Below are 25,562 nucleotides of genomic sequence, written 5' to 3'. Positions count from 1 at the left end.
AGCCATGCCCAATGAGCCCCTCAAACTCGCAGTGATCATCGGAAGCGTCAGGGAGGGCCGTTTCGGCCCGGTGGTCGCGAACTGGTTCGCCGAACAGGCCGAGCAGCACGGCCGCTTCACGGTGGACGTCATCGACCTGGCGGACACACCACTGCCGCTCGCACTCCCGCCGGTCCCGCCGGCGCTCGATCCCGGCATGCCCCGCCCCGCTGAGATGGAGGACCTCACGCGGCGGCTGCGTACGGCCGATGCGTTCGTGGTGGTGACCCCGGACTACAACCGCAGTTTCCCCGCGTCGCTGAAGGCGGCGATCGACTGGCACTACACGGAGTGGCAGGCGAAGCCGGTCGGCTTCGTGGGTTACAGCGGAGCCAGCGGCGGCCTGCTGGCGATAGAGCAACTGCGCCAGGTCTTCGGCGAACTGCACGCCCACACGATCCGGGACTATGTCTCGTTCCCGCGCTACTACGAACTCTTCGCCCCCGACGCCACCCTGAAGGACCCGGAGGGCCCGAACGCCGCGGCAAAGGTCCTGCTTTCCCAACTCGACTGGTGGGCCTCGATCCTCCACACCGCCCGCCGCGACCGCCCTTTCGGCGCGGCGTAGCTCTGCAGGAGGCATCCCGCCCGCGCGGACCTGGCGCTCCCGGGGGACAGGGGCGCCCGGCGCGTCTGGCGCTCCCGGGGGACGGGGCCGCCCGGCGCGTCTGGCGCTCCCGGGGACGGGGGCGTCAGCCCACCCCGCTCACCCCAGCCGTTGCGCCACCCTTCTCAGCGCCCCCAGCACCCTCCCGACGCCCCTCCCCTCCTCCGCACCCCTCCGCACCGCTGCCACCACATGCCTCCTCGGCTGCTCCCCCGTCAGCACCCGCATCACCACCCCCGCCCGTCGCGCGCCGCCCTCCGTCGCCATCCGGGGGACCAGCGCCACCCCCATGCCCGCCTCCACCATCGACAGGATCGCCGTCCAGCCCGCCGCCGAATGGGCCTGTTCCGGGACGAAGCCCGCCGCCTCGCACGCCGCCAGCGTGATCTCCGACCACGGGCCGCTGCCCCCGAAGATCCACGGCTCGCCGGACAGATCCGCCAGCCGCAGCCCCTCGACCGACGCCAGCAGGTGCCCGGCCGGCAGGGCCACGTCCAGCGGGTCGGCCAGCAGCGGGACGCGGCTGAACCTCCCGTCGCGGGCAGTCGGCGCGTGCGCCGCGAGGGACAGCGCGACATCCACGTCCCCGGACGCCAGGAGCTCGTACGCCTCGGCCGCCTCCGCCTCCCTGACCCGCACCTCCAGCAAGGGGTGCGCCTCCCGCAGCCGCTGCACCGCCGGCACCACCAGCGCGGGCACCGCCGTCGAAAAGGCCCCCACTCGCACCAGACCGGCATCGCCCCGCAGATGTCCGTCCAACTCCGCGTCCGCCCGCTCCAGTTGGGCGAAGACCGCCTCAGCGTGCCGCAGCACCAGATGCGCCGCGTCGGTGAGCCGCACCCGCCGTCCCTGCGCCTCGAGGAGCGGCACGCCGAGCTGCTTGGCCAGGTTGGAGAGCTGCTGCGACACGGCCGACGGAGTCATCAGCAGCGCCTCGGCGGTCGCCGTCACGGTCCCCCGCTCGCTGAGCGTGCGCAGGATCTGGAGCTTCTTGATGTCCCACTCGGTCATGCCCGCACGTTAACCGGACCGCACGTTAACCGGACCGCACGTCGACCGGACCGCACGTTAACCGGACCGCACGTTAACCGGACCGCTCGTCGACCCGGCCGAGCGCGGCGCTACCGCTTCCTGCGGTACGTCGTGAAGATCAGACCGTTGTCGAAGACCCGGCTGCTCATGACCTCGAAGTCCTGTGCGCCGTACTCCGCCGTGAACATCGGCACGCCGGCCCCGAGCACCACCGGATACGTCTTGACGTGCAACTCGTCGATCTCGTCGCGCAACTGCCCCGCCAAATCCCCACCGCCGCAGAGGTAGATCCCGAGATCGCTGTCCTCCGCCTTGAGTTCACGGATCTTCGCGACCACGTCGCCGGGCACGACCTCCACCGCCGGGTCGAGCGACTCCTTGAGGCTGCGCGAGACGACGTACTGCCGCATATGCGCATACGGGCTGGTGACATCGATCTGCAGCGCCGGCTCATAGGTGCGGCGCCCCATCACAACGGTGTCGAAGTGCACGTTCGCCGCGTCCGCGATGCCGAGCATCGGGCGGACGTGCGTGGGGAGGGTCTCCGGGTACTCCGCCGCGGAGTACGCCGTGAACTCCTCGCTGATCGGATAGACGCTGCCGTCCCCGTCGGGGGCGGCGATGAAGCCGTCGATGGAAACGGCGATGTAGTACACGAGCTTTCGCAAGCCGAACCTCTTCAGTCGTCGAAGTGGTGCGCATCAAGTGAATCAAGTGATGCGCGTCGAGAGCGGCACCCGCCGCCCACAACCACGACAGTCATAGTGCTTCACTCGTAGTGGTAATGCAACACCCTTTTCCGCGGCCTCAGTTGGCCCGGCCCGCCGCCCCCAGCATCACCCCGCCCAGAATGAGCGCCATGCACAGAATCTGCAGCGGCCCGGTCGCCTCCCCCAGCAGGGCGAAGGAGAGCACCGCCACGCACACCGGCTGCAGGTAGTAGACGACCCCGGCGCGCGCCGCGCCGATCGCGGCGATCGCCTTGTTCCAGGCGAAAAAGGCGATGGCGGAGGAGAAGACACCCACGTACACCAGCGGCCCCACCGTCTCGGCCGTCGGCTCGAAGCCGCCCTGGACGGCCAGGCTGACCCCGTACACCGGCGCCAGCATCAGCGCACCCAGCACGAACGTCGTGAAGAGAAAGGAGAGCGGCCCGATTCCGGCGGGACGCCGCCGCAGCAGTGCACTGTACGACGCGAAGCTCAGCGCCGCCCCGAACATCCACAGATCACCGGCAGCGAAGGCCGGCGCCGGGGACCCGTTGCCGACGAGCAGCAGAACTCCGGCGCAGGCGACGGCCATCCCGACCAGGCGGCGCGCACCGAGCCGCTTCCCGCCGAGGCGTTCGTACACCGCCATCAGGACGGGCGAGGCGGCCATGATCATGCCCATGTGGCCGGCCGGGGTGGTCAGGCCGGCCTGGTTGACGAGGGTGTTGTAGACAGCGACGCCGAGCAGCGCGGCGAGTACGACATACCCCAAGTGGCGGCGTATCAACGCCCGTTGGCGCCAGGTCTCGCGCAGCGCGAAGGGCGCGACGGCGGCGATCGCGATGATCCAGCGCCAGAAGGCGGCCTGCACGGGCGGGACCGAGTCGTGCAGCGCGCGGGAGGTGACGAAGCTCCCCGACCAGACAACCGTCGCGACGGCGGCGAACAGGAGCCCGATGCCCGCGGCCCCTCGCGCCCTCCCCGTCGCTTCACTGCTGCGGACGCGGTCCAGTACTGCCATCAGTGCCCCTCTCGCTGGTCGATCTCCGGTGAATCCACCGTCGCAGCGAGAAAAGCCTTAGGTCCATCGAATACTTTCGACGATTACCTTCAGAAAAACTGAACGATTGGCTGAACGATCGACTGAACGATCAGCGCGCGGGCACACGACAAGGGCGCCTCAGGGGATGACTCACCCCGAGGCGCCCTTGGAAAAGATCAGCTCTGCGGCTTCCTCGACTTGTCGAGGACCATCACCAGGCCCGCGATCACCGCGAAGATCGCCAGCGGCAGAGCGACATACAGGCCCACCGTCTCGGCCACGCTCAGGCCCTGGCCCGGGTCGTCACCGTCGTCGGGCGTCAGGGCGAGCGCGGGCGACGACAGGAGCAGCATCATCAGCGTCGTACCGGCCGCGACGGCGCCGGCGCGCAAAGCGTTCTTCTTGTCCACGATGCCAACGTAGCGAACGCCTATCCGGGTCGCGCGTCCGGGGGTGCCGTACGGGGCAGGCCCCGGGGACCGAAGACCTCCAACAGAGCGTGCAGCCGGGGCGAGGCCGCCAGCTCCTCCAGGGTGACCGGGCGCGCATCGGCGTCCGCGACGGGCAGCCGCCAGTTCGGATACTCGTCCCAGGTGCCCGGCAGATTCTGCGGGCGGCGGTCGCCCACCGCGTCCGGCAGCCAGATGCCGACCATGCGCGCGGGCGTACGCAGCAGAAGGCGGTAGACCGCGCGGATCTGGCCCTCCTCGTCGCCCGTGCCCTCGGGCAGCAGGCCGAGGCCGCCCAGCACGCCGAGCCATTCGGCGACGTCCGCGGCGTCCTCGGTGCGCTCCTGCTCCAAAGGGCGGGTGAGCAGGCCGAGACGGTGCCGCAGCGCCACATGCTCGCCGGTCAGCCGGGCCGCTGTGGACGGCAGATCGTGCGTGGTGGCGGTGGCCAGGCAGCCCTCGCGCCACTGCTCGGGCGGCAGCGGGCGGCCCGTGCCCGCCCAGTCGCGCTCGAACCAGAGCACGGAGGTGCCCAGCACGCCCCGGCGGGTCAGGGCCTCGCGCACCCCCGGCTCGACCGTGCCGAGGTCCTCCCCTATGACGATCGAGCCCGCGCGGTGGGCCTCCAGGACGAGGACCGCGAGCATCGCCTCCGCGTCGTAGCGGACATACGTGCCGTCGGTGGGCGGGCTGCCCTGCGGGACCCACCAGAGGCGGAACAGGCCCATGACATGGTCGATGCGCAGCGCGCCCGCGTTGCGCAGGAGGCCGCGCAGCAGTCCGCGGTAGGGGGCGTAACCGGACGCGGCCAGCACATCGGGCCGCCACGGGGGCAGACCCCAGTCCTGGCCGCGTGCGTTGAACGCGTCCGGCGGGGCACCCACCGACATCCCGGCGGCGAAGACTTCCCCCTGCGCCCAGGCGTCCGCGCCGCCGGGATGTACGCCGACGGCCAGGTCATGGACGATGCCGACGCCCATGCCCGCCTCGCGCGCGGCCCGCCCTGCGGCGGCCAGCTGCCGGTCGGTCAGCCAGGCGAGCCTGCTGTGGAAGTCGACCCGGTCCATCAGCTCGTACCGGGCGCGGGCGGTCTCGGCCGAACGCGGGTCCTTCAGGCCGGCCGGCCAGGAGTGCCAGTCGGGGCCGTGCAGCTCGGCGACGGCGCACCAGGTGGCATGGTCCTCCAGGGCCCGGCCCTGCTCGGCCAGAAAGTCGCAGTAGGCGGCGCGGCGGCCGGGGCTCAGCGGGACGCCGTACACGATCTCCAGGGCCTCGCGCTTGAGCGCCCAGACGGCGTCCCGGTCGATCAACGCGCCCTTCTGCAGCACCGATTCGCGCAGCTCGGCCGCCTTCTCGCGGAGCGCGTCCAGCCGTTTGCGGTCGTGGGCGCCGACGTTCGCGTACTCGGGGATGTCCTCGATCCGCAGATGGACGGGGTCGGGGAAGCGGCGCGACGACGGCCGGTACGGGGAGGGGTCGGTGGGCGCGCCGGGTACGGCCGCGTGCAGCGGGTTGACCTGCACGAACCCGGCCCCGAGCGCCCGCCCGGACCAGGTGGCGAGCTCGGCGAGATCGCCGAGGTCGCCCATGCCCCAGGAGCGGGCGGAGAGGAGGGAGTAGAGCTGTACGAGAAAGCCGTACGAGCGCCCCTGAGACTGCGGCGCCCGGACAGGCGCGACGACGAGAGCGGCGCGGGCGGCGCGCCCGTCGGGAGCGGAGACGTACAACTGGTGCACACCATGGGGAAGTCGGTGCCACCCGGGACCACGCTCGGCGGCGGCAGCGGGACCGCCGGGACCACGCTCGGCGGCGGCAGGGGGCCAGGTCGCGGCAGTCGGCCCACCGGGGGCGGACTCGCTCGCCGCAGCCGGTCCACCGGGGCCGGACTCGGTCTCCACAGCCTGCCCACCGGGGCCGCGCGGCTCAGGCCCGACCGTGCCCCCCGACGCAGGCGTCACCCACTCCACCGTCCCGCCCGCCTCCCGCTCGACCCGCACGGTCGTGCCCGCGGGGAGCCCGGTCAGCGGCGGCGGGACCTCACCCTCGCCCCACAGGACCACCGTCGGCGGCAGCAGCCGCTCCGCCGCGGCGGACTCGGCGCGGGCCAGCGCGTCACGTAACGCCGTGGGTGTGGCGGCATCGACCCCGAGCGCGGCGAGAACCGCGACGACCGTGGCGTCGGGGACAGCGACGCTGACGCCCTCCGAGGGCGCGTACGCCGTGGCGACTCCGTGCAGCGCGGCAAGCCGGGCAAGGCCCATGAAGACTCCTTCAGACTCCTGGGGACTGGGTGCCTCCGGCCGTCCCGGGGGCGGTCGGCTCGCTGGTGAGGGGCGTGACCTCGGCGAGAGGCGGTTCGCTGGTGAGAGGGGCGGCGTCGGGGAGCGGGGGCTCGCTGGTCAGCGGGCCGGGGCCCGGGACCTGTTTGGACAGGGCGGAGAGCAGCAGATGAGCGGATGCGGCCACGACGGTCACTCCAGACTGACGGTAACGGGACACAGGAGCCCTACCCAGCGGCCACGGCGGCAGACGTACACGATCAGTCAACGTGTTCCGCGTCACATTCCGTTCCCCGCGCGCCAGTTGGATCAAACCGCCCATCGCGTCAGGCAAAAGGTGCACAACGGCCACCCGCATTGACACCCTCAGTGTGCTGGTGGTGGGCTCGAAACCGACCGGAGCAACAGGGGACCGAGGGGAGACGGGCGTGCGGCTCGCGCGCAGGAGGCGCACTGCGACAGCCGTCGCGGTCGCCGTCATCGGCAGCCTGCTCGGCGGCGCGCACGGCGCGATCGCCGCCCCCGACAACCCGGGCTCCCCCGCCACCACCGCCAAGGACCCCGAGGGCGAGGGCGCGCTGCCCTCCGTATGGCCGCGCCCGCAGTCCATACGGGCCGCGGGTGCGGCGGTGCCTCTCGGCGAAGAGGCGACGGTCGTCGCGGACCAAGGGGCAGATCCGTATGCCGTGGAGCGGCTGAAGCAGTTGCTGCGCGAGTGGGGCGTCAACACCCTGTACACCGAGCTGCCGGGACGCGGACCCGTCGTACGGATCGGCGGGAGGGGCGCACAGGAGGCGCTGCGCGCCCTGCGCGCACCCGAACGCACCGATCTCCCCTCCGGCGGCTACCGGATCGCCGTCGGCCGGATCCAGGGCCGTGACACGGTCGCGCTCGACGGCGTCGGCGACGACGGCCTCTTTCACGGAGTCCAGACGCTGCGGCAGCTCATCACGCGGGGGAGTGTCGCCGGAGTTCTCGTACGCGACTGGCCGGGAACGGCCGTACGCGGTACGACGGAGGGCTTCTACGGTCAGCCGTGGAGCCATCAACAGCGGCTGGCCCAGCTGGACTTCATGGGCCGCACCAAGCAGAACCGCTATCTCTACGCGCCCGGCGACGACCCCTTCCGGCAGGCCCGCTGGCGCGAGCCGTACCCGGCGGCCCAGCGCACACAGTTCCGTGAGCTCGCCGAGCGCGCCCGCCAGAACCATGTCACTCTCGCCTGGGCCGTCGCGCCCGCGCAGGAGATGTGTCTGTCCGACGACGGCGACGTCAAGGCGCTCACGCGCAAGATCGACGCGATGTGGGCGCTGGGAGTGCGGGCCTTTCAGCTGCAGTTCCAGGACGTCAGTTACAGCGAGTGGCACTGCGGCAAGGACACGGACGCCTTCGGGTCGGGCCCCCGGGCGGCGGCGAGGGCACATGCGCGGGTCGCGGGTGCACTGGCCCGCCATCTGGCGGACCGGTATCCAGGGGCCGAGCCGCTGTCCCTGATGCCGACGGAGTTCTACCAGGACGGTGCCACCGACTACCGGCGGGCGCTCGCGGACGAGCTGGACAGCCGCGTCCAGGTGGCCTGGACGGGCGTCGGCGTGGTGCCGCGCACGATCACGGGGCACGAACTGACGGGCGCGCGGAGCGTGTTCAAGCATCCGCTGGTCACCATGGACAACTACCCGGTCAACGACTACGCGCAGGACCGGATATTCCTCGGCCCCTACACGGGCCGCGAGCCGGCCGTCGCCGCCGGTTCGGTGGCACTGCTCGCCAACGCGATGGAACAGGCCTCCGCCTCCCGCATCCCGCTGTTCACCGCAGCCGACTACGCCTGGAACCCCAAGGGCTACCACCCCCAGGAGTCCTGGCAGGCCGCCATCAACGACCTCGCGGGCGGCGACGAGCCGACCCGTCAGGCGCTGCGCGCGCTGGCCGGCAACCACGCCTCATCGATACTCAACCCGGCCGAGTCCGGCTATCTGCGGCCCCTCCTCGACGACTTCTGGCGCTCGCACACCGGGACGGACGCGGCGGCCAGGGACCGGGCGGCGGCTGCGCTGCGCACCGCGTTCACCGTGATGCGCCAGGCCCCGCAGCGGCTGAAGGGGCCCGCCGACGGCCGTCTTGACGACGAAGTACGGCCGTGGCTTGAGCAGTTGGCGCGGTACGGCCGGGCGGGCGAACTCTCCGTCGACATGCTGCAGGCGCAGGTGCGCGGCGACGGCGCGGCCGCCTGGCGGGCCTCGCTGGACCTGGAGCCGCTGCGCAAGGCCCTCGCGGCGAGCCGAGCGGCGGTCGGGCAGGGCGTGCTGAACCCCTTCCTGGAGCGGGCGGCGAAGGAGTCCGCGGCCTGGACGGGCGCGGACCGCGGCGCGCAGACGGCCGGGGACGATTCCGTGTGGCTGGAGCGGGTCCGGCCGGTCGCGGCGGTGACCGCGATGACCGAGCCCGCCGCTTCGGGCTCCGGCCGTCTGGAGGCGCACGTGCCGGGCCAGGGCTGGCGCACACTCGGCCCGCTCTCGGCGAGCGGCTGGACCCAGGCGGACGCCAAGGGCCTGCGCGTGGATGCCGTGCGGGTGGTTTCTCAGAGCGCCGAGCCCGTCGCCGTACGGTCCGTGGTGCCGTGGTTCGCCGACGAGCCGGTGGCCGGCCTCGATCTCGTACGCGGCCGGACGGACGCGGAGATCGGCGGCGGACCGCAGCGGGCCGGCGTCCGGCTGACCGCGCAGCGCCCGGCCGAGGTGCGCGGCGAGCTCACCGCGAAGGCCCCGGCGGGGATCAAGGTGACGGTGCCGAAGCAGACGACGGTCCCGCGCGGCGTGCGGACGACGGTGCCCGTCGAGGTCACGGTCCCGGCGGGCACCCCGGCCGGGGAGTACCGGATTCCGCTGTCCTTCGCCGGCCAGGAGCGCACGCTGACGGTCCGCGCCTATCCGCGCACGGCGGGCCCCGACCTGGCGCGGGCCGCGGGCTCGGCCGCCTCCTCGTCGGGTGACGAGACGGCCGACTTCCCGGCCGCGGCGGCGACCGACAACGACCCGAAGACCCGCTGGTCCTCCCCCGTCGAGGACGGCGCCTGGTGGCAGCTCGAACTGGCCCGCCCGGCCCGCATCGGCCAGGTGGTACTGCACTGGCAGGACGCGTACGCGACGAAGTACCGCATCCAGGTGTCGGCGGACGGCCGCACCTGGCGCACGGCCGCGACGGTGACCGACGGCAGGGGCGGCCGCGAGGCGGTCCGCATGGACAGCCGCGACACCCGCTTCATCCGCGTCCAGGGCGAGGCGCGCGCCACTCAGTACGGCTACTCACTGTGGTCGGTGGAGGCGTATGCAGTAGCCGAATGAAGGCGCCGGTGGGTGCCTGAGGACCGACCGGCGCAAGGGACGACGAAGGCCCGGTCTTCAGGCAGAGATGCCGTCGATCCGGGCCATCGCATCGTCCGCGCCGTACGGCTGCAGGTATGGCAGCCAGCGCGGGTCCCTATGCCCGGTCCCGATGATGCGCCACGCGAGCCCGCTCGGCGGTGCGGGATGTTGGTGCAGCCGCCACCCCAGCTCCCGCAGATGCCGGTCCGCCTTGACATGGTTGCAGCGGCGGCAGGCCGCCACCACGTTGTCCCAGGCGTGCTGTCCGCCACGGCTGCGCGGAATGACATGGTCGACGCTGGTTGCGACGCCACCGCAGTACATACAGCGCCCGCCGTCGCGGGCGAAGAGTGCTTTGCGGGTGAGCGGAACGGGCCCCCGGTAGGGGACCCGCACGAACCGCTTCAGCCGTACGACGCTGGGTGCGGCGATGACACGGGTCGCGCTGTGCATAAAGGCGCCGGATTCCTCGAGGCAGAGAGCCTTGTTCTCCAGTACGAGGATGAGCGCGCGGCGAAGCGGTACGACGCCGAGGGGCTCGTACGACGCATTGAGGACCAGAACGTGCGGCACGGTGGATGCCTCCTTGTACGCCGGCGGCGCGTGGCTCGCGCCGGGACGATCTGCTCTTCAGTGTCGCCTCATGCCAGGTCCGAGCGCCACCACGTGCGGGTAACGGGCTCGAAGTGTTTTCGACCACAGCGACTACGACTGGTTCATCCCCAGGTGAGCCTCGTCTCTCCCTCGAACATGGGGACGGAACACCCAGTGGGCCCCGTTAGTGTGGATGGCCTGCCACCCGCAATGCCTGGAGGTTCCCGTCGTGTCCCCATCCGTCCTACTGGCCGCTGACCCGTCTTCCGAGCCAGTCTCGCTCGACGAAGCCGCCAAGCAGGCAGGAGACGCCGCGGGCTGGGTGGAGGAAAACTGGTCCACCTGGCTGAACACCAGCCTGCGGATCGCGCTGATCGTGGTGGTCGCGCTGGTGCTGCGCATGCTGATGCGCCGTGCCCTGACGAAGCTGATCGAGCGGATGAACCGCTCGGCCCAGGCCGTGGAGGGCACGGCCCTCGGCGGCCTGCTGGTGAACGCCGAACGGCGTCGGCAGCGCTCGGAGGCCATCGGCTCCGTACTCCGCTCGGTCACGTCCTTCGTGATCCTCGGCACCGCGGGCCTGATGATCCTCGGCGCCTTCAAGATCGACTTGGCGCCGCTGCTGGCCTCCGCGGGTGTCGCGGGTGTCGCGATCGGCTTCGGAGCGCGCAATCTCGTCACCGACTTCCTCTCCGGCGTCTTCATGATCATGGAAGACCAGTACGGCGTCGGGGACAGCGTCGACGCGGGCGTGGCCTCCGGCGAGGTGATCGAGGTCGGCCTGCGCGTCACCAAGCTGCGCGGCGACAACGGCGAGATCTGGTACGTCCGCAACGGCGAAATCAAGCGCATCGGCAACCTGAGCCAGGGCTGGGCCACCGCCGCGGTCGACGTGATGGTCCGCTCCTCGGAGAACCTGGACCACGTCCGCTCGGTGATCAGCGAGGTCGCGGACGACCTGGCCAAGTCCGAGCCGTGGAACGAGCAGCTGTGGGGCCCGGTCGAGGCGCTGGGCCTGAACGAGGTGCTGCTGGACTCGATGACGGTGCGGGTCGCGGCCAAGACGATGCCGGGCAAGGCGCTCGGCGTGGAGCGCGAGCTGCGCTGGCGCATCAAGCGGGCCTTCGACGCGGCGGACATCCGCATCGTGGGCGGCCTCCCGCCGGTACCGGAGCAGACCGCGCCGGCGGACCCGACGGCGGGGATGGCGGCGCCTTCGGCGTATGCGTCGACGACATCGCCGCAGTCGATGGCGGCGACGCCGTTGGCTCCGTCGGCGAATATGTCGAAGTAGGTCTGCGGACATGAACGGGCGCCCCCACCGTCGCGGTGGGGGCGCCCGTTTTCATGTCCGCGTCAGCGAACCCAGCTCTTGAGCGGCTCCGTGTCCAGGGCGATCCCGATCGGATCGGGCAACGTGACCACCTTGCCGAACGGCACCGTCAGTACGTGCTCGTAGCGGACACCGTCCGGCTCGCTGTGGACCTTGATCTCACAGGAGTCGCGGTCGATCAGCAGGTACACCGGGATCCCCGTCTCGGCGTAGGCACGCGGCTTCTCCACGCGGTCGCGCCGATCGGTGTCGGTGTCGTACGAAGTGATCTCCAACGCCATGAGCACCGGCTCGGGATCAGCCCACTCGCCCGCCCCTACGAAGGCTTCCGAGTCGGCCAAGGTGCCATCCGGCCGGGCGTGACCCTTGCGGTAGGTCTCGATCCTCAGGCCCTGCCCTGTCGAGAGCCACAGCTCCGGCCGATGCTGCATGCAGATCCTGGTGAGCCACTGAATGATGCGCTCATGATCGCCATCGGGCACCGGCTTGACCCCCATCTTGCCGTGAATGAACTCCGCCCGTAGCCCCTCGACCTCACGTGCCAGGGCACGTGATGCGGCTTCGAACTCCTCCGGCAGCATCTGCGGCCGATCAGCAGTCACGGTCACGGCGCCTCCTCCTGCTCTCGCGGACCTGTCCCCAGACTACGGAAGCCGGCACTCCCGCCGCAGACCTTCCTGAGGCGAGCCACCCCGACCGACGGGCGCTTCCGCCCCCGCCACCTCGCGTCACCCGCCGGGCGCATGCGCTGGGTGGCGGTTCAGAGCCCGCTCGGCCCACACCGTCTTGCCGACGGTCCGCAGCTCGGTCCCCCACCGGTCGGCCAGGGCACCGACGAGCAGAAGCCCGCGCCCGCACTGCTCCACGTCGGTGGGCAGGCGAGGATTCGGCAGCCGCTCGCCGCGGGGATCGCTGACCTCGATACGCAGAGTCTCGCGTTGAGGACGACCCTCACCCGGAAGAGTCGACCCCGCAGGCAGCCGTGTCGTAAGGCATTGGTCGCCAGTTCGCTCGCCAGCAGTGCCGCGTCGCCCGCGAGCTCAGGGTGCCCCCAGTCTGCGACGAGTCTCGCCGTGCGACGGCGGGCAAGGCTGACGCTGCGGGCGTTCGGCGTGTAGTCGAGACAGTCCTCGGCCTGGAGCGCCGTCATGAGCGCTCCGCGTGGGCCCAGGGCTGCAGCCGCTTGGTTGGGACCATGCTCATCAGGCGACCCCCAGCCCGTGGATGTCCCGCCTGTCGAGGTCAATCCCGTGCGAAGCGAACCACAGCACCCTGCGGTGCTGCCTGCCTCGAAGTGAAGAGCGCCCGCAATGGCCAGCACATCATCACCCGCTTCCGGCAGGAGCGGCTCAAGGTAGCGGAGGGTCTCCAAGGTCACCGCATCCGCCGCCTCGAAGTGACCCGGGCCGCTGTCACGATGCGCCTGCGCGGCCAGCCACGCTGCCACCCCGAGCGTGTGCGGATCTTCCGATTCCAGAGCCGCGACCATCCCGCGCTCGACTACACGCCAGAGCAGTGAAGCGTCGGGCTGGTAGGCGATGAAGAACTGGCACAAGCTGTACGTCTGCGAGAGCAGCGCTTGGGCGCCGCGCCGCTCAGCCGCCGTCTCGGACTGTCGCACGCCGAGCTGTGCGTCACGGATCAACTCGGGCAGCAGAGAGCCAATGACGTCTCGATGGTTCGGCGACGAGTGCCGCGCCCGCCAGGTCCGCACGAGGCGAGCCTCCATGTAGGCGGCGGATGGAGCCTCGTGGTCAGCCACGAACGGATAGGCATCGATGGCCGCACGCACCTGCGGAAGTCGTGCATGCCCCGGACCGGCGAACAAGGCAGTTGGCACGGACTGCTCGCCCATGAGCTCCGAGAGATCCTGCACGCGCAACGCCTCGGCGATCCGCAGCACCATGGGGAGCTTGGGCATCTGCAACTGCCCACCCTCAACCTGCTTCACCCAGCTCGGAGACTTGCCGACCAGCCCGGCGAGCACAGTCCGGCTCATGCCACGGCGGGTACGCAGGAGGACGGCATGTCCTTGCCTCTCTCTGTGCAACCCAGGTCACAGGCAGAGTACGGCGGGAGGCTTCATGAGGCACGAAGATCGGCCCACCTCGCCCGAAGGGACACTAGTCTCAAAGGAGTTGGCTCCAAGCAGCAAAGAGTCGCCAGCCACGCCCTGCGAGCGGACTGCATGGACAGCGGCCTTGTCTTTCACCACCCCAAACGGGCGGCCCGCTCGACCCCACCAACCCCACCCGGCACTTTCGTGCTCTCCTCGACCGCGCAGGGCTGCGCCGCATCCGCTTCCACAACCTGCTGCGCTCGATGGCGCCCCTGCTCCTTGAGTGGGGGGAACTTCCCGGACACGCCCACATCGGCGTCACCGCCGGCTTCTACCCTCATGTCCGACTCCGCCTTCAACGCCAAGCCATCAACATCCTCAACGACGCACTCAGCCCGACTGGTGACGGCACCGACGCCCCGCGCGCTCCACGGCAGCCGTTCGCCGACGTTGCCGTCACCGTTGCCTTCAAACGACCGCGGAGGCCCTCCAGGAAATCTCCTGCGGGGCCTCCGCGATCGTTTTCTATTCCCTCTCGGGAAGCGTCCGACCCACTCGGAATTTGTCGCGGATATTTCCGTGACGAAGCAAGTCGATCACCTTCTGCGCGAGTGACCGATTTCACTTATAGCGGGAAGTCATTCCTCCAGGGAGCGTCGAGTGTTTCTGCATCGACGCCAAGATCCCGCACCACCGTATCGACTTCTTCGACAGTCTCGACGATAGCTACATGGACGCGCTCTATGTCATCTTCTCCGAAGCAAGCGTCTTCATCCACGAAGGGTTTCGGAATTTCAACCGTTGAGACCCTAAACCTTCCGTCCTTCAACGGGAAGACCCATACCCAGGAATACGAATTTGGAGTACTGGGTTGGCGGCGGGCCGACACCAGAGCCTTTGTCATTAGGAGGCGGTTTGCAACCTCGGTGCGCATGCCGTCTACCCCTTCCAGAAGATTCGAATAATGGAGCCGCCATATTTCGAATCCTCGAATGTGTGAATCTGGAGATGAGGGAGGTCACCGTCCCTGTTACCAGCACCATGCCCTAGCACCCGGCCATCCGCGCCGAGTTGATCATCCCAGTGATACGTTCCACTTTTCGATCCGAAGTACTGCCGCGTTCCCTTGCCATCGAATCCGGCAGCATTACGGTACCCATCCCCCTGGAATTTCCCCAGGAGGATTTCCTCCGCTTCGGAACGCGATCCAACTCTGATGCTAGTACGGCCCTCATCAATTGCTCGGACACCGGCCGACACTCGACCACTCGACCACGGGAATTTGCAAGGACCTGCATTGTGGACGAGTACCGGAGTGGCGCCTGCCAGCACATAGTACGTGTGCAGGTCGTCGACAGTGAAGTTGTACGTGCGGGCGCGCTTGTCGTAGGCACGGTTGGCCTGCACTGTGGCACGCGTTCCGTTGACTGCCAGAAGCGTCATGCCTGGCTGGAGCTGACCGGCCTCTACCCACCGCTTTTCGGAGGGCGACCAGAAGGGGTGCTCATTCGTGGCTGTGAGCTTCTCGGGGCCCTCTTCTGTGGCAATGGTCAGTTCATTGAAATGCTTGTCATCCTCGGTAACGATGAGGCGAGTGACTTTGCGTTTTCCGGTCTTTCCGTTCTGGGGATCGGTCGCTAGGACTTCGTCACCGAGCTTGACGTCTTCGATGTCTTTCGTGGACCCGTCAGCCATCAAGACATCGGTCCCGGCAAGGAAGCACTTCGTGCAATCGCTGATGGGACCCCGCCGGAACATGTTCTTACCGCCGGCACCTCGGATTCCGAGAGATCCTGTGGAAACGGCCACTACGGCCCCGGAACCTAGTGCGGCCTTCAGGCTGGAAACCAGCTTCGGACATCCGCCCATTTCTCCGCACACATGGAACTTGAGCAGAGAAAGCGTGGCAAGTGCGCCAATGAACTGATCTGAATCTTCTGGATTTTCGATCATGTCCGCCAGGCATGTCGGACCATAGAATCCGCATCGCTTCGCTTCCTTGGCTCGAAGCCTGTCGCGGAACTCCTCTGCCCTGTCCCAGTCCGCGGGCGCCACGACACCTGGGTGCACTTCGATGACCGGAATTACTTCTCCGTTGTAATTAACCGTGCCAGTTCCGCCGGTGTCGCCGGAGTTTCCGCCAGTGTCGATTTTGCTGGGACGGCCGTTTCCTCGTGTGCCGTCAGAGTTCCTCGGGCACCCGTCCGCATTCGGCCCGCCGCCGCAGGCAAGACCGAGACCGGTGACGTCGGAGAAGGTGACAGGGTTCTGGGCGCCGTAGCTGTAACCGTTCAGGGTCTGGTGCTTGTCGAGCTCCATGAGCGGGTCAACGCTTGTGAATTGGCCGATGCCTGGGTCGTATTCGCGTGCGCCGACGTGGGTGAGGCCGGTGGTGGTGTCGGCCGGCCTACCCAGGAATGCCTTGTCGTCGGGCCACGTCGTGGGCTTCGTGCCGCGCGGGGCGCCGAATGGCGTCGTGTAGCGCTTGGTAACCGCGAGCGTGGTTGCATCCACCGCGAGGCTGGAGGTGCCGTGGTGGTCGCCGGCGAGGAAGTTGAGCTTGGTGCCCGCGGTGCCCACCGTGGCAGTGCGGACCGCGATGGTCTGGCCGGCCGCCGTGTAGTAGCGCGTGCCGGACAGAGTCTTCGTTGCGCCCTTGGTGGTCAGGCGAACTTCGTTGCCGCCGGCGTACAGGACCGTGTCGCCGTCCCCCGTGGTATTGCGGCGGATCAGGAGTTCGCCGTTGGCGTCGTAGAGGTAGCTCGTGCCTGTGGCGGGCTTGGTAGTGCCCACGGCGGGTTCGGTCGTGCCGACGAGCTTGCCTTCGGTGTTCCAGGTCAGGGTCTGCTGCGCCTGGGTACCGGGACGGCTAGTGGTATTCCCCGCCTCGTCGTAGGCGTAGTCATTGGTCTTGGTGCCGACGACTGTCTTGGCCAATGGGTGGGGCTGCTTGCGGGCAGTGCCGTAGGTGTACGCCGTCGTGACATCGCCCGAACCTGTGTGCTGGGTTTCGGATTTCCGCTGGCCCGCGTCGTTGTAGGTGTAGCTCGACCAGTACGAGGCGGCGCCGTCGAGGTTCGCCGTCGTGCGGCCGCTCGCAGCGCAGTCCGCGGTCTTCGGCGTCCATGCCTCGCTCAGACGGCGATGCCCGTCGTAGGCGAAGCACTGGTAGTCGGCCTTGGACGTACCGCCCTGAGTAGCCGTGTCAAGGATCGACGTGACATTTCCCGCATCGTCCTGTTTGAAGGCGAGTTCCTGCAGAGGATTGGGGTTGCCGGATGCACTGGCAACGGACGTCCTCAGGCGGCGCGTGCCCTCTTCGTAGCCGTAGTCGAGAGTCAACTTCTTCGCCGCTGTCGGGTCGGCGCCCAGGACGAGTTCATCGACGTCGCCGTACGGCGTGTACTTGGCACTCTGGAGGTAGCCGGAGGTTCCGCTTGAGGACTTCTGGAGGCCCACTCCCGCGAAGTCATACTTGTTCAAGACGTCCTCGGCAGCGAGGCCGGCAACAGCCGGATGGCTGACTTGCTTGATGCTGCCGTTGAGGTGGTACTGAGCCGAGAACGAAAGGGTCTGGGGAACTCCGGCCTCGACGAGGGGGTCCTTGTCAGGCAGGATCAACTGACTTCCGGCGACCCGGTAGAGCTCGTCGTACTTGGTGACCTTGCTGGTGTAGGCCCTGCTGTTGGTCTGATTGACACCGTTCTCGTAGCGGACGGCGGTGTCCTGCTGGCCCTTGCGGAGCGTGTCAAAGGTCCAGGCAGCCAGTTTGGTGGCGTCGGTCTTTGCGCCGTCCCACAATCCCGTCTTGCGACCGAGGCTGTCGTACTCGGAGACCAGGGTCTTGCTGCGCGCGTCGGTGGTGCTGACGGCTTGGTCGAGTTCGTTGTACTTGGTGGTGCCGGTGCCCTTGTCAGGGTCGGTGGCACTGGTCTGACGGCCGAACAAGTCGTAGGTGTAAGACCACCCGGCCTGATCGGGCCCGGTGACGGTGGCCTGTTGCCCGGCCGGGGTGTAGGTGTACGAGGTCTGCGTGAAGTCGGTGCCAGTCGGCTTCGGTCCACCGTATTCGCGACGCTTCACCGTCTGCCCGAAAGCGTCGGTTTCCACTGCCGTGGCCTGACCGCCGTTCGGAGCACTGGTGGAAACCGTGTCGCCGGTGTACGTGGTGTCGATGGTCCAGAGGGGGACATTCTTGGCTCTGGTGACCGCCGTCACTGCGCGGCCTGCCCCGTCATACGTTGTGTCGGTCTGCAGCGGAGGCTGCCCGCCGTCGGTCTGAACGATCGTGCTGGACGGCTTCTTGTCCGACGCCCAGATGTCCGCCTGCGTCGATGCCGCGAGGCCCCGCTCGTCATACAGGGTCTGTGCGACCGTCATGCCGAGCAACGGTGAAGGGGTCTGGACTTGGCGTGGTCGCAGCAGCGTGTCGTAGATCGCGTAGACGGTGTCGTATCCGGAACCGTCGCCCTTGAGGGTGGCGGTGGACACCCACGGCAGATCGGTTGCTGAGATGCCGTACTTGTAAACGTAATTGGGGCTGTTGTTCAGCAGCCGGGGGCTGTCCGCAAGCCACACCTGAGTGACGCGGCCCAGAGCGTCATATTCCGACTCGGTGATCTTGCCGTTGGGGTCGGTGACCTTCCTGACAGCTCCCGTGGCGAAGTCGACAAGCGTAGTGGTCTTGTGGCCCTTGGCGTTGGCAGCCGTTGTGGTGGTCAAAGGACCAGCGGCCGCCGGAGTGTAGGTGCTGGTGGTGATGGTGCTGTCGTTGGTGTCCTTGACCGTCAGCGGGCGGCCGAGCGTGTCGTAAGTGATGGTGCCCGTCTTCTGCCAGATGGGCTGCCCGAGGGCGTAGCCACTGACACGTCCCGTCCAGCGCGCCTCGCCCAGATTCGGTTCCTGCGAGTCCGACCAGGTGGTGGAGTCGTACGCGGTGGCTGTGTCGGAGATGACGGGGCCGGGGTTGGCGGAGTCGGTGGGCAGCTTCAGCAGGGCGTCGGGGACGCAGATTCCTGCGGTGGTGCGCACGCGGGCGACCAGGGAGTTGATGCCGACCTTGTCATTGCGCGCAAACCAGGTAACGGTGCACTTCTCGTCGTCGGCAACGTCGTCCGCGCCCTTGTCCTCGACCTGGTAGGCCATGCCGTATGCGTCGTACAGCATCTCCGTCGTACGGACCCGGTCCTTCGGGGTGCCGCTGCTGGTGATGTTGGTGCGAGCGTGGGAGGCACCGGTACGGACGAAATGGGCCTCGGTGTCGGCGTATGACTTGTGCTGCGTTGCGGTCCGCTTCGACCACGGGTCGTTGACGGTGCCGGAGACTTCTTGAATTCCGTTGTAAGTCACCGATTCGCGTGTGAAGCCGGCGTACTGCTCGCTGTCAGTGAGTTCCGGAGCCTTTACACCGATAACCGTGACGGATTTTCGTTGATCAGCATCGAGTTTGCCGTCCGCGCCCAGGACCCGGTCGCCATTCATACCGCGCAGGTACACGCTGACCGTCTTGGACTGAGTCTTGCCAGAGGCACCGGTGACATGCGTGACCTTCTCGAAGCCGCGCCAGATCGACCAGGTCCGTTCCTTCTCCTTGGTCAGTGGATCGTCGTTGTAGTGCCAGGCACCGCCACCCGAGTACGTGTAGTTGTGCTGGACCGCCTGGGAGCCGCCGCGCGGGTCGTTCGTGACAACCGCTGCGACGGGATACTTCTGGAACCAGTCCAGGGTGGGTTCCTTGGCGCCGTTCGGAGACCAGTAGACCGGGTAGCAGCGGCGCGTGTTGGTGTCGACCTTCGGCTTGGCCTGACCGGCAAGACAGTCGGCCTGCATGTAGGTGACCATGGTCTGAGCGCCCGTCTCGGACGTGATCGTGTACAGGCGGGGCTTGTTGAGGGGAAGGATGTTGTCGCTGTTCCCGTCGACGCGGTTCGCGCGGAACTCGTGTCCGAACTTCACCGGTGGCAAGGTGATGGCCGTACCGCGCTCGCCGGTGTGGCGGATCTCCGACAGCCACAGTGACTGGTCGGTGGAGTCACCCGTGTCGCCCGGATCCAGATAGGTCTGCTTCAGCGCCCAAGAGTCCACAGGAACGTAGGCAGGGGTGGCAGCGTCCCAGGCCTGGGTGGTGATGCCCGTCATGCGCTTGCGGGTGTAGAAGGCGGGACCTACATTGCCGGTGCACTTCTGGTCGGCCTTGCACTCTACGTCGAAGGGCACGTCCGGCCAGTTGTCCCGAGTGCCCTCGGTCAGCGAGTCACAGCCCGGGGACGGTTTGTCGCAGCGCTCCGCGTAGTCGAAGAGCACTCGGTTGGACCCGGCCGGGGAGGCGAAGAGAGTGTCCTTGCGCTGCCCGTAGCGGATCTCTTTGAGCATGCCGCCGCGCACATACGGAGTTCCGACCGTGTCGTCCCCGAGCATGTCGTAGTTGTTGCTCTCTGCCGCGTACCAGTACGACGAGGCGTTGCCGTGGGTGTCCTCGATGTAGTCGAGATTCCACCGCCAGGCCTGCTTCTCCGCCCGGCCTGCGAAGGTACTGCTCTGGGTGTAGCCGGGCTCGCCTGCGTCGTCGCCGAAAACTGGCACCGTCCACACCGACTGGGTGGCCTGGGTCGTCGAACCCGGCAGCTTGTTCAACCCGAAGTGGTACTTGGTGCCCTCACCGGTGATGACGGTCCAGTACTCCTTGTTGTCGTCGCCGTTGTCGGCGCCGTCGGTGTCGGAGTGATGAATGACGGTGGAGGCGTCGTCGTCCTTCAATCTCCACTGGCCGCTTGTGTCGTCCTTGACCAGCTCGGTGGCTTTGCCATTCAGGACCAGGGAGGCGTTCTCGTACTTCCAGCACAGGTCGAACTTGTCCGCCTGCCCATCGTCGTCACACGAGCCGTACTTGCGCTCGACGTAGGACGAGGTGATGTCGAAGCCCTCACCAATGACCGTACCCTGGTTGTTCGTCGACGCCGTGCGGCCATCGACGGTCCCTGAGTCGTACGAGATCTTCAGATCCGGAGCAGGGCCGGCCGCGGCCGGAGGCGTACGCAGCGGATACGACCAGGTGAACGTGCCGGAGGACCCGCCGGCTTCCCACGTCGATGAAGCCGCAAGCGGGGTGGCCTTGTAGTCACCACCGCCCGACTTGGTGCCTGCCGCCAGCGCCAGCACCATCGTCTGGCCCGATGCGGCACCCTTTGCCTGGGTCGCGGGAGCCGAGGCAAAGGCCAACTGGGCGTCGATACGGTTCTTCTTGCGGTGGTTGGTGAATTTCAGAGGCGTCCGAGTGCGGCACTTCGCCGTGTCCGGAGTCTTGAGCGCACAGTCCGGCAGGCGCAGCACCTGCAAACGCCCTGCCCAGTCACCGCCATATGCCGAGGCGAACGCCGCGTAATCGATGCCCAGTTGGGCGCTGCCACCGGTAGCAGGTCCGGTGACGGAAAGGACGACGCCCTTGACTCCTAGCTTTGCCGCCTGCTTCTGATCCAGAACGGTGGCCTTGACGGAGTCGGCAGCCTTGGGGGACTTGGTCCCCTTGCCGCCCCGGACGGGCGTGAGCGTGAGCGGCAGGCCACCAGGAGCAGCCTTCGCCGTGCCGGCATTGGGTGCATTGAGGCTCACGGCACCGGCCGTGGGCCACGACACCGTCTGGCCCTGATCCCGCTTGGCTCGGGCAGCATCCGCGCGGCCTGCCTCAGCAGTCTTGCTCATGACTGCCGCTGTTTTCTCATCCACCTTCGGGATGAACGGGGACACCTTGTCCGGACGGTGTTCCGCAGGCTTCGGTCGGCCCTCCCTGACTGCGGATTCCGTCGCGGAGGCCACCGGCGTGACCAAGCCCGGGAGCAACGCGAAGCCGACGACCGCGGCGACTCTCCGAATCCAGGGTCCTCTGGCCCGTCGAACACGTCTGCCGTTGTGGTGTGCCGATGCGAACTGCTTCATTCCCGCCCCTACTGTGGGCCGGCCTCAGGCCTGCCCGTCCACCGTCCCGGCCGTCATGGCCGGGACGCCCCGGTTGATCTCAGTGGTGGTCTTTCGGTCCGGCGCGCTGCGCTCCGACCTCGCTAGACAGGGCTGTCGGAGTTCACCACTTGCTCTCCGACCTGGTCCGCGCTCATGGCGCCTGTCCAGACGCGCAGTAGCTGCAGCTTGCCGGGCAGGTAGTGACCCGTGCTTCCGCCGCCGCTACCCCGGCCCATCGTCAACTCGCCGCTGCCCTGCTGCGAGGCCGTCAAGCCGGGATTGGTCCGGACATCCTTGTCCTCAGAGACCACGAAGAGGTGCAGTTTGCCCCTGCCCGAAGCAGTCTTGTCCGGGTCGTCCGCGTCGGCCCACTGCCATTCCTCATGGGCATCGAATACGCCGGTGACGTCCACCCAGTCGGCTGTCGCTGACACGTCGGCGAATTCCGTTCTGGGAGTCGCCTCAGCGGTCTGCGTGGCCTTTCCGTCTGTGCCGATGACGGTGCGGGTGAAGCGCCATTGGTACGCATCAGCCTTTATCTTCACCAGCCACAGCGCCCAAGAGGACTCGCCGGACGTTGCGCTGGCGCGCTGTCCGGCCACTTGTGCCTGGTAGCCATCGGGTTTCGTGGCCAGTTCGGCAGGGTTCAACTTGACTCGAGCCGAGACCGTGAACGAGCCGCTCTCGTCAACCACCGGGCCGTTGGTGGAGGCGGAACCCGCCTTGCCGTCCAGGACAAGCGCGTTGTCGTCCCCGCCCAGCACCGCTCCGGCGGACAGCTTCATTGCAGCCCGCTTGTACTCCGACTTGTCTGTCACCTCACCGCCGGTGGCAGCCACCGCGTCCCAGCGCGCCACCAGTTCGGTCTCTGCCCCGCCGGCCTTGAGCAGCCGGGCTTCCTGAAGCAGTGCGTGCTCGTTAAGGGCATAGCGCCACACCGACACTTCATCCAAGTAGCCGTGGAAGTACTGCTGGAAAGCACCGGCGGCCTTGGTGCGCCCGAATTGCAGGCCATGGGTGGATGTCCAGGGCTCGTACTCAGGAGCCTTCTCGGACAGCTTCACCGGAGCCGTTCCCTGCGGGATGCCGTTGACGAACAACTGAATCGTGTCGTCCGCCTTGTCCGTGTTCCCACCGGTGTTGAACACCCCTGCCAGGTGCGTCCACACTCCCGCGGGGGGATTCACCGTGTCGCCCTCGGAGATGACATCGGGGGTGGTGCTCTTGTCCTGGGCACCGCGGTTGAACGCCCACCGCTTCCTGCCGGACGAGTAGTACAGCGTGAACGCCGTGTCCTGATCACCGGGAGCAGAGAGCACCACTTGATTGGCACTTGTGTCCGTCAGATATGCCCACCCGGAGACAGTGAACGAATCCCGGGTGTTCACCACCTGCTCGGTGGTGGCGGCGTATCCCTGCTGTTGTGCGGGGTCCTCACTATTCACGCCGAGCGAGAAGTCGCCCGCGCCGCGCCGGGCCCGCTTGTCCCACAAAGCCCCGCCCGTATAGAGCGTTGAGTCATGTCGAGTAGCTCCAGCTTCCGCGGAGTCTGGGCTGGTCCGATCCGTTCCCTCGCCGTCGTCGAACCTCCACCGTCCGATCGGGCCTTCAGCCTCAGCCACATTGATCTTGAAGATTGCGGGCTCACCCCATCGGTCGCGGACATCTGTGGCCCGAACCTCCAAGGTCTGGATGCCGGCGTCAGGAGGTGTTAGGAGCACCGACTTCGCCTGGGAAAGGAGAACCTTCGTCGCCGCCTTCTCCCCGTGCCACCGCCACAGGTACGCCTTGATGTCCGAATCGGCAGCATTCGGCGCGAAGGAGAAAGTGGCCGTGACGCCAGGCCCGCCCAGTTCCTCGCACTGCCCCCCGGTCACGCATTCCTTGTACGGGCTTCCACCCGTGATCACTGGGGCCTTCGGAAGCGTGGTGTCGACCTTGAAGTAGCACCAGTCCGTCGGAGCCGAGTCCATGTGCTGGGTCACGCCCTCGTGCGTCCAGAAGGACTGGGTGACCGCTCGGACCCGGTAGAGCGTGCCCTCTTGCCGTTGAGTCATCTGCTTGCTGAGCAAGGTGCCGTCGGGGCTGTACGCCGGTGCCTCGGGCATGGTCTCGGGGCCCCAGGTGTTGTGCCATGTGGAGCCGTCGGACCTGTGCGCCTGGAACACCACCCGCAGCGAGCCCTTGAATCCGTTTGACGCGGGCTGCACAAGCGCCTGCGCCCCCGCTACGACAGTGGGAGTCAAAACCGTGACGGCCTCCGGGGAGCGGTAGTCCCGCGCGCACTCGGACACGGTGCCAGTGCCCGGGATGACACCGACGGGCACCGGAGTCCCCGGCTTGGGCACATAGTTGATTGTCAGCGCGGCGTTGTCGTCGAACCGCTTCCACGCATCGGGGTCGCTCTCGTCCTTCGCGCGCAGCATCAGCGTCAGGCGCGAGAACTTCCCGTCGGCGAACGAACGCACCGTGGAGGTCAGATTCTCGTCACCCTCAGCGGCGTTGTCGTGGAACTCGACCCAGCTGTCGGGCTGTTCGGGAGTGCAGTTCGTGCCCCGTCCCGCGGACACATTTCGGTCGCCCATCAAGTCCAGCTGCCCAGGGCCCGGCCACCTGGTGCCCTCCGAGATGTTGTTGCTGCGCCACAGGTCCACCTCGTGGGGCGTGCAGGAGAACGACCAGGTCTCGTGCGCGCGGAAGACCGCGTCCACCACGTACTTGCCCGCCAGGTTCGTGGGTGCGAACTCGAAGTACATGCGGTTCGTGTAGTCCCTGCCGCAGTACCAGGGGCCAAGATGGCTGCAGTTGCCCACCCCGTAGTCGCCGTCGAAGTTCCAGAACCGGTCGCCGTCCGAGGAGAGTACGGTGCGTTCCTGCAGGGCCGCCCCCATCGGGGGGTCGATGAAGACGGGGTAGACCGTCTTCTCGCCCCGCAGCAGTTCCAGGTCCGGCCTGACCGCCACCGCGTTGCCGTCCACCTGCACTGGCAGCTCCGCGCTGGCGTCGCCCGCGCCCGGACGGTTCGGGTCCTCCTTCGACGGTTCCGGCTTCTCGGCCTCGGCCGTCGCACGTACCAATTGCGGCGCGGCCCCAGCATCGCCGGCCGAGTCCCACATCACCCCGGCCGGACCCGTGAAGGCCGCATTGCCGTCAGCATCGATCGCGCGCAAGCCGCCGCCTGCCCCCGGCGCGACATCCAGGCCATCCCCTTTGACGGTCAGCTTGATCCGCTCGAGCTCGGAGTTGGCGGCCGCTTCCGCCGACTTGACGACCAGCACCTCGCGGTAGCCCTCAGCAGTCGCCGTCAGCTTCAGGTCGACCCCCTTGAAGACCTCCGGGTAGATGGCGGTGGCTCCCGAGAGCTGCGGCTCTGGCAACGCCCCCGGCCAGCCGAGCGACAGCGAGCCTCGCTTGCCGCCAAGGGTGATCACGGGCTTGGCGCTGCCTCCGCCGGAGAACGCGAGATCGACCACCGCGGACTTCGGGCCGACCGTTCCGTCCGACCGGCGCTCCAGGGTGATGTCGATACCCCGCCAGGAGCCGTCCTTGGCCCGGGCCCGCTGAGGCCGGGTCGACTGGGTCAGCGTGAAGGTACCGTCCGGGTTGGCCATGGTGGTTGCGTACTCGGTGCGCTCCTCGACCACCTCGACCGGCTGTCCTGAGGCCGCGGCACGCGCCGACGCGGACTGATCAGCCGATTGCTTCGCCGCTGGGGTCGTACCGGGTGCCTTCAGCACCGCCACGCCGAACGCCGGGGCAGGCGTATAGCCGGCCACCAACGCGGCGCCCACCAATGCCCCCACAGCACGAGAAACGCGTCGTCTACCCGCAGGCATGACTGATCCCCCTTTAAGGGCCTCCCCAGACCCTTCACAGAACGGACGACTATGTGAAGTCCGTCTGGGAACCCTAGGCACGCTTCGCACGTCTGATCGATGACGTAAGGATGTAAAAAGCTGCAATCGCAGGAGCCTGCTCCCTCTACAGACCGTCCCAGACCGGCATGAATCAAATCAAGATCCCCGCGTCGGCCAGCGGCGACACCGATCCCGTCGCTGGGAAGCCCGTCGATGTAGCGCCACAAAACGCGAACGGGCCCC

Annotated in this window: 15 protein-coding genes; 3 read left to right on the top strand and 12 right to left on the bottom strand. The window is 68.0% G+C overall.

Features of this window, described 5'->3' with window-relative positions; all coding sequences use genetic code 11:
• Positions 1-4: 4 nt before the first annotated feature.
• On the top strand, positions 5-607 hold the full coding sequence (locus OG729_RS25900; RefSeq protein ID WP_405808270.1) for an NADPH-dependent FMN reductase: 603 nt from the start codon (positions 5-7) through the stop codon (positions 605-607).
• A 138-nt stretch (positions 608-745) separates the two neighbouring features.
• On the opposite strand, the gene OG729_RS25895 is transcribed toward OG729_RS25900, so the two are convergent.
• The 6 genes from OG729_RS25895 to OG729_RS25870 all read right to left on the bottom strand — a co-directional run bounded on the left by OG729_RS25895 (position 746) and on the right by OG729_RS25870 (position 6,345).
• The gene (locus OG729_RS25895) at positions 746-1,657 is read right to left on the bottom strand and encodes a LysR substrate-binding domain-containing protein (RefSeq protein ID WP_405808269.1); all 912 of its coding nucleotides are present in this window, start codon (positions 1,655-1,657) and stop codon (positions 746-748) included.
• Positions 1,658-1,767: 110 nt separating this feature from the next.
• Positions 1,768-2,346 carry a dihydrofolate reductase family protein gene (locus tag OG729_RS25890; protein ID WP_405808268.1) on the bottom strand — a complete coding sequence of 193 codons (579 nt, stop codon included), beginning with the start codon at positions 2,344-2,346 and terminating at the stop codon, positions 1,768-1,770.
• A 139-nt stretch (positions 2,347-2,485) separates the two neighbouring features.
• Complete coding sequence (locus tag OG729_RS25885; RefSeq protein WP_405808267.1) at positions 2,486-3,409, bottom strand: DMT family transporter; 924 nt, start codon at positions 3,407-3,409, stop codon at positions 2,486-2,488.
• Between the two features lie 197 nt (positions 3,410-3,606).
• The gene (locus OG729_RS25880; RefSeq protein ID WP_360876053.1) at positions 3,607-3,840 is read right to left on the bottom strand and encodes a hypothetical protein; all 234 of its coding nucleotides are present in this window, start codon (positions 3,838-3,840) and stop codon (positions 3,607-3,609) included.
• A gap of 20 nt (positions 3,841-3,860) precedes the next feature.
• Positions 3,861-6,140, bottom strand: a complete 2,280-nt coding sequence (gene malQ, locus OG729_RS25875) for a 4-alpha-glucanotransferase (protein WP_405808266.1) — start codon at positions 6,138-6,140, stop codon at positions 3,861-3,863.
• A gap of 10 nt (positions 6,141-6,150) precedes the next feature.
• Complete coding sequence (locus OG729_RS25870; RefSeq protein ID WP_360876049.1) at positions 6,151-6,345, bottom strand: hypothetical protein; 195 nt, start codon at positions 6,343-6,345, stop codon at positions 6,151-6,153.
• Positions 6,346-6,586: 241 nt separating this feature from the next.
• Between OG729_RS25870 and OG729_RS25865 the strand changes: the two genes are divergently transcribed.
• Entirely contained in the window at positions 6,587-9,502 is a 2,916-nt protein-coding gene (locus tag OG729_RS25865; RefSeq protein ID WP_405808265.1) for a beta-N-acetylglucosaminidase domain-containing protein, read from the top strand.
• A 57-nt stretch (positions 9,503-9,559) separates the two neighbouring features.
• Here the strand turns inward: OG729_RS25865 and OG729_RS25860 are convergent, their stop codons facing one another.
• Complete coding sequence (locus tag OG729_RS25860) at positions 9,560-10,096, bottom strand: HNH endonuclease (RefSeq protein WP_142217192.1); 537 nt, start codon at positions 10,094-10,096, stop codon at positions 9,560-9,562.
• 214 nt (positions 10,097-10,310) lie between these two features.
• On the opposite strand from OG729_RS25860, the gene OG729_RS25855 reads away from it, so the two are divergent.
• Positions 10,311-11,411 (top strand): mechanosensitive ion channel family protein, encoded by a 1,101-nt coding sequence (locus tag OG729_RS25855; protein ID WP_405808264.1) that lies wholly within the window; start codon positions 10,311-10,313, stop codon positions 11,409-11,411.
• A 62-nt stretch (positions 11,412-11,473) separates the two neighbouring features.
• Here OG729_RS25855 and OG729_RS25850 read toward each other — a convergent pair whose 3' ends face one another.
• The 5 genes from OG729_RS25850 to OG729_RS25830 form a co-directional block, all read right to left on the bottom strand.
• A complete protein-coding gene (locus OG729_RS25850) occupies positions 11,474-12,058 on the bottom strand; it encodes a Uma2 family endonuclease (RefSeq protein WP_405808263.1) in 585 nt (194 codons plus the stop codon).
• Positions 12,059-12,210: 152 nt separating this feature from the next.
• A complete protein-coding gene (locus OG729_RS25845; protein ID WP_405808262.1) occupies positions 12,211-13,500 on the bottom strand; it encodes a helix-turn-helix domain-containing protein in 1,290 nt (429 codons plus the stop codon).
• A 634-nt stretch (positions 13,501-14,134) separates the two neighbouring features.
• Positions 14,135-14,443, bottom strand: a complete 309-nt coding sequence (locus OG729_RS25840) for a hypothetical protein (protein WP_405808261.1) — start codon at positions 14,441-14,443, stop codon at positions 14,135-14,137.
• 5 nt (positions 14,444-14,448) lie between these two features.
• Positions 14,449-21,441, bottom strand: a complete 6,993-nt coding sequence (locus OG729_RS25835; protein ID WP_405808260.1) for a polymorphic toxin-type HINT domain-containing protein — start codon at positions 21,439-21,441, stop codon at positions 14,449-14,451.
• 122 nt (positions 21,442-21,563) lie between these two features.
• Positions 21,564-25,253 carry a LamG domain-containing protein gene (locus tag OG729_RS25830; RefSeq protein WP_405808259.1) on the bottom strand — a complete coding sequence of 1,230 codons (3,690 nt, stop codon included), beginning with the start codon at positions 25,251-25,253 and terminating at the stop codon, positions 21,564-21,566.
• Between the last annotated feature and the right edge of the window lie 309 nt (positions 25,254-25,562).

The sequence above is a fragment of the Streptomyces sp. NBC_00210 genome, assembly GCF_045160975.1.
Classification (GTDB): Bacteria; Actinomycetota; Actinomycetes; order Streptomycetales; family Streptomycetaceae; genus Streptomyces.
This window is presented reverse-complemented; position numbering and strand designations above follow the sequence as displayed.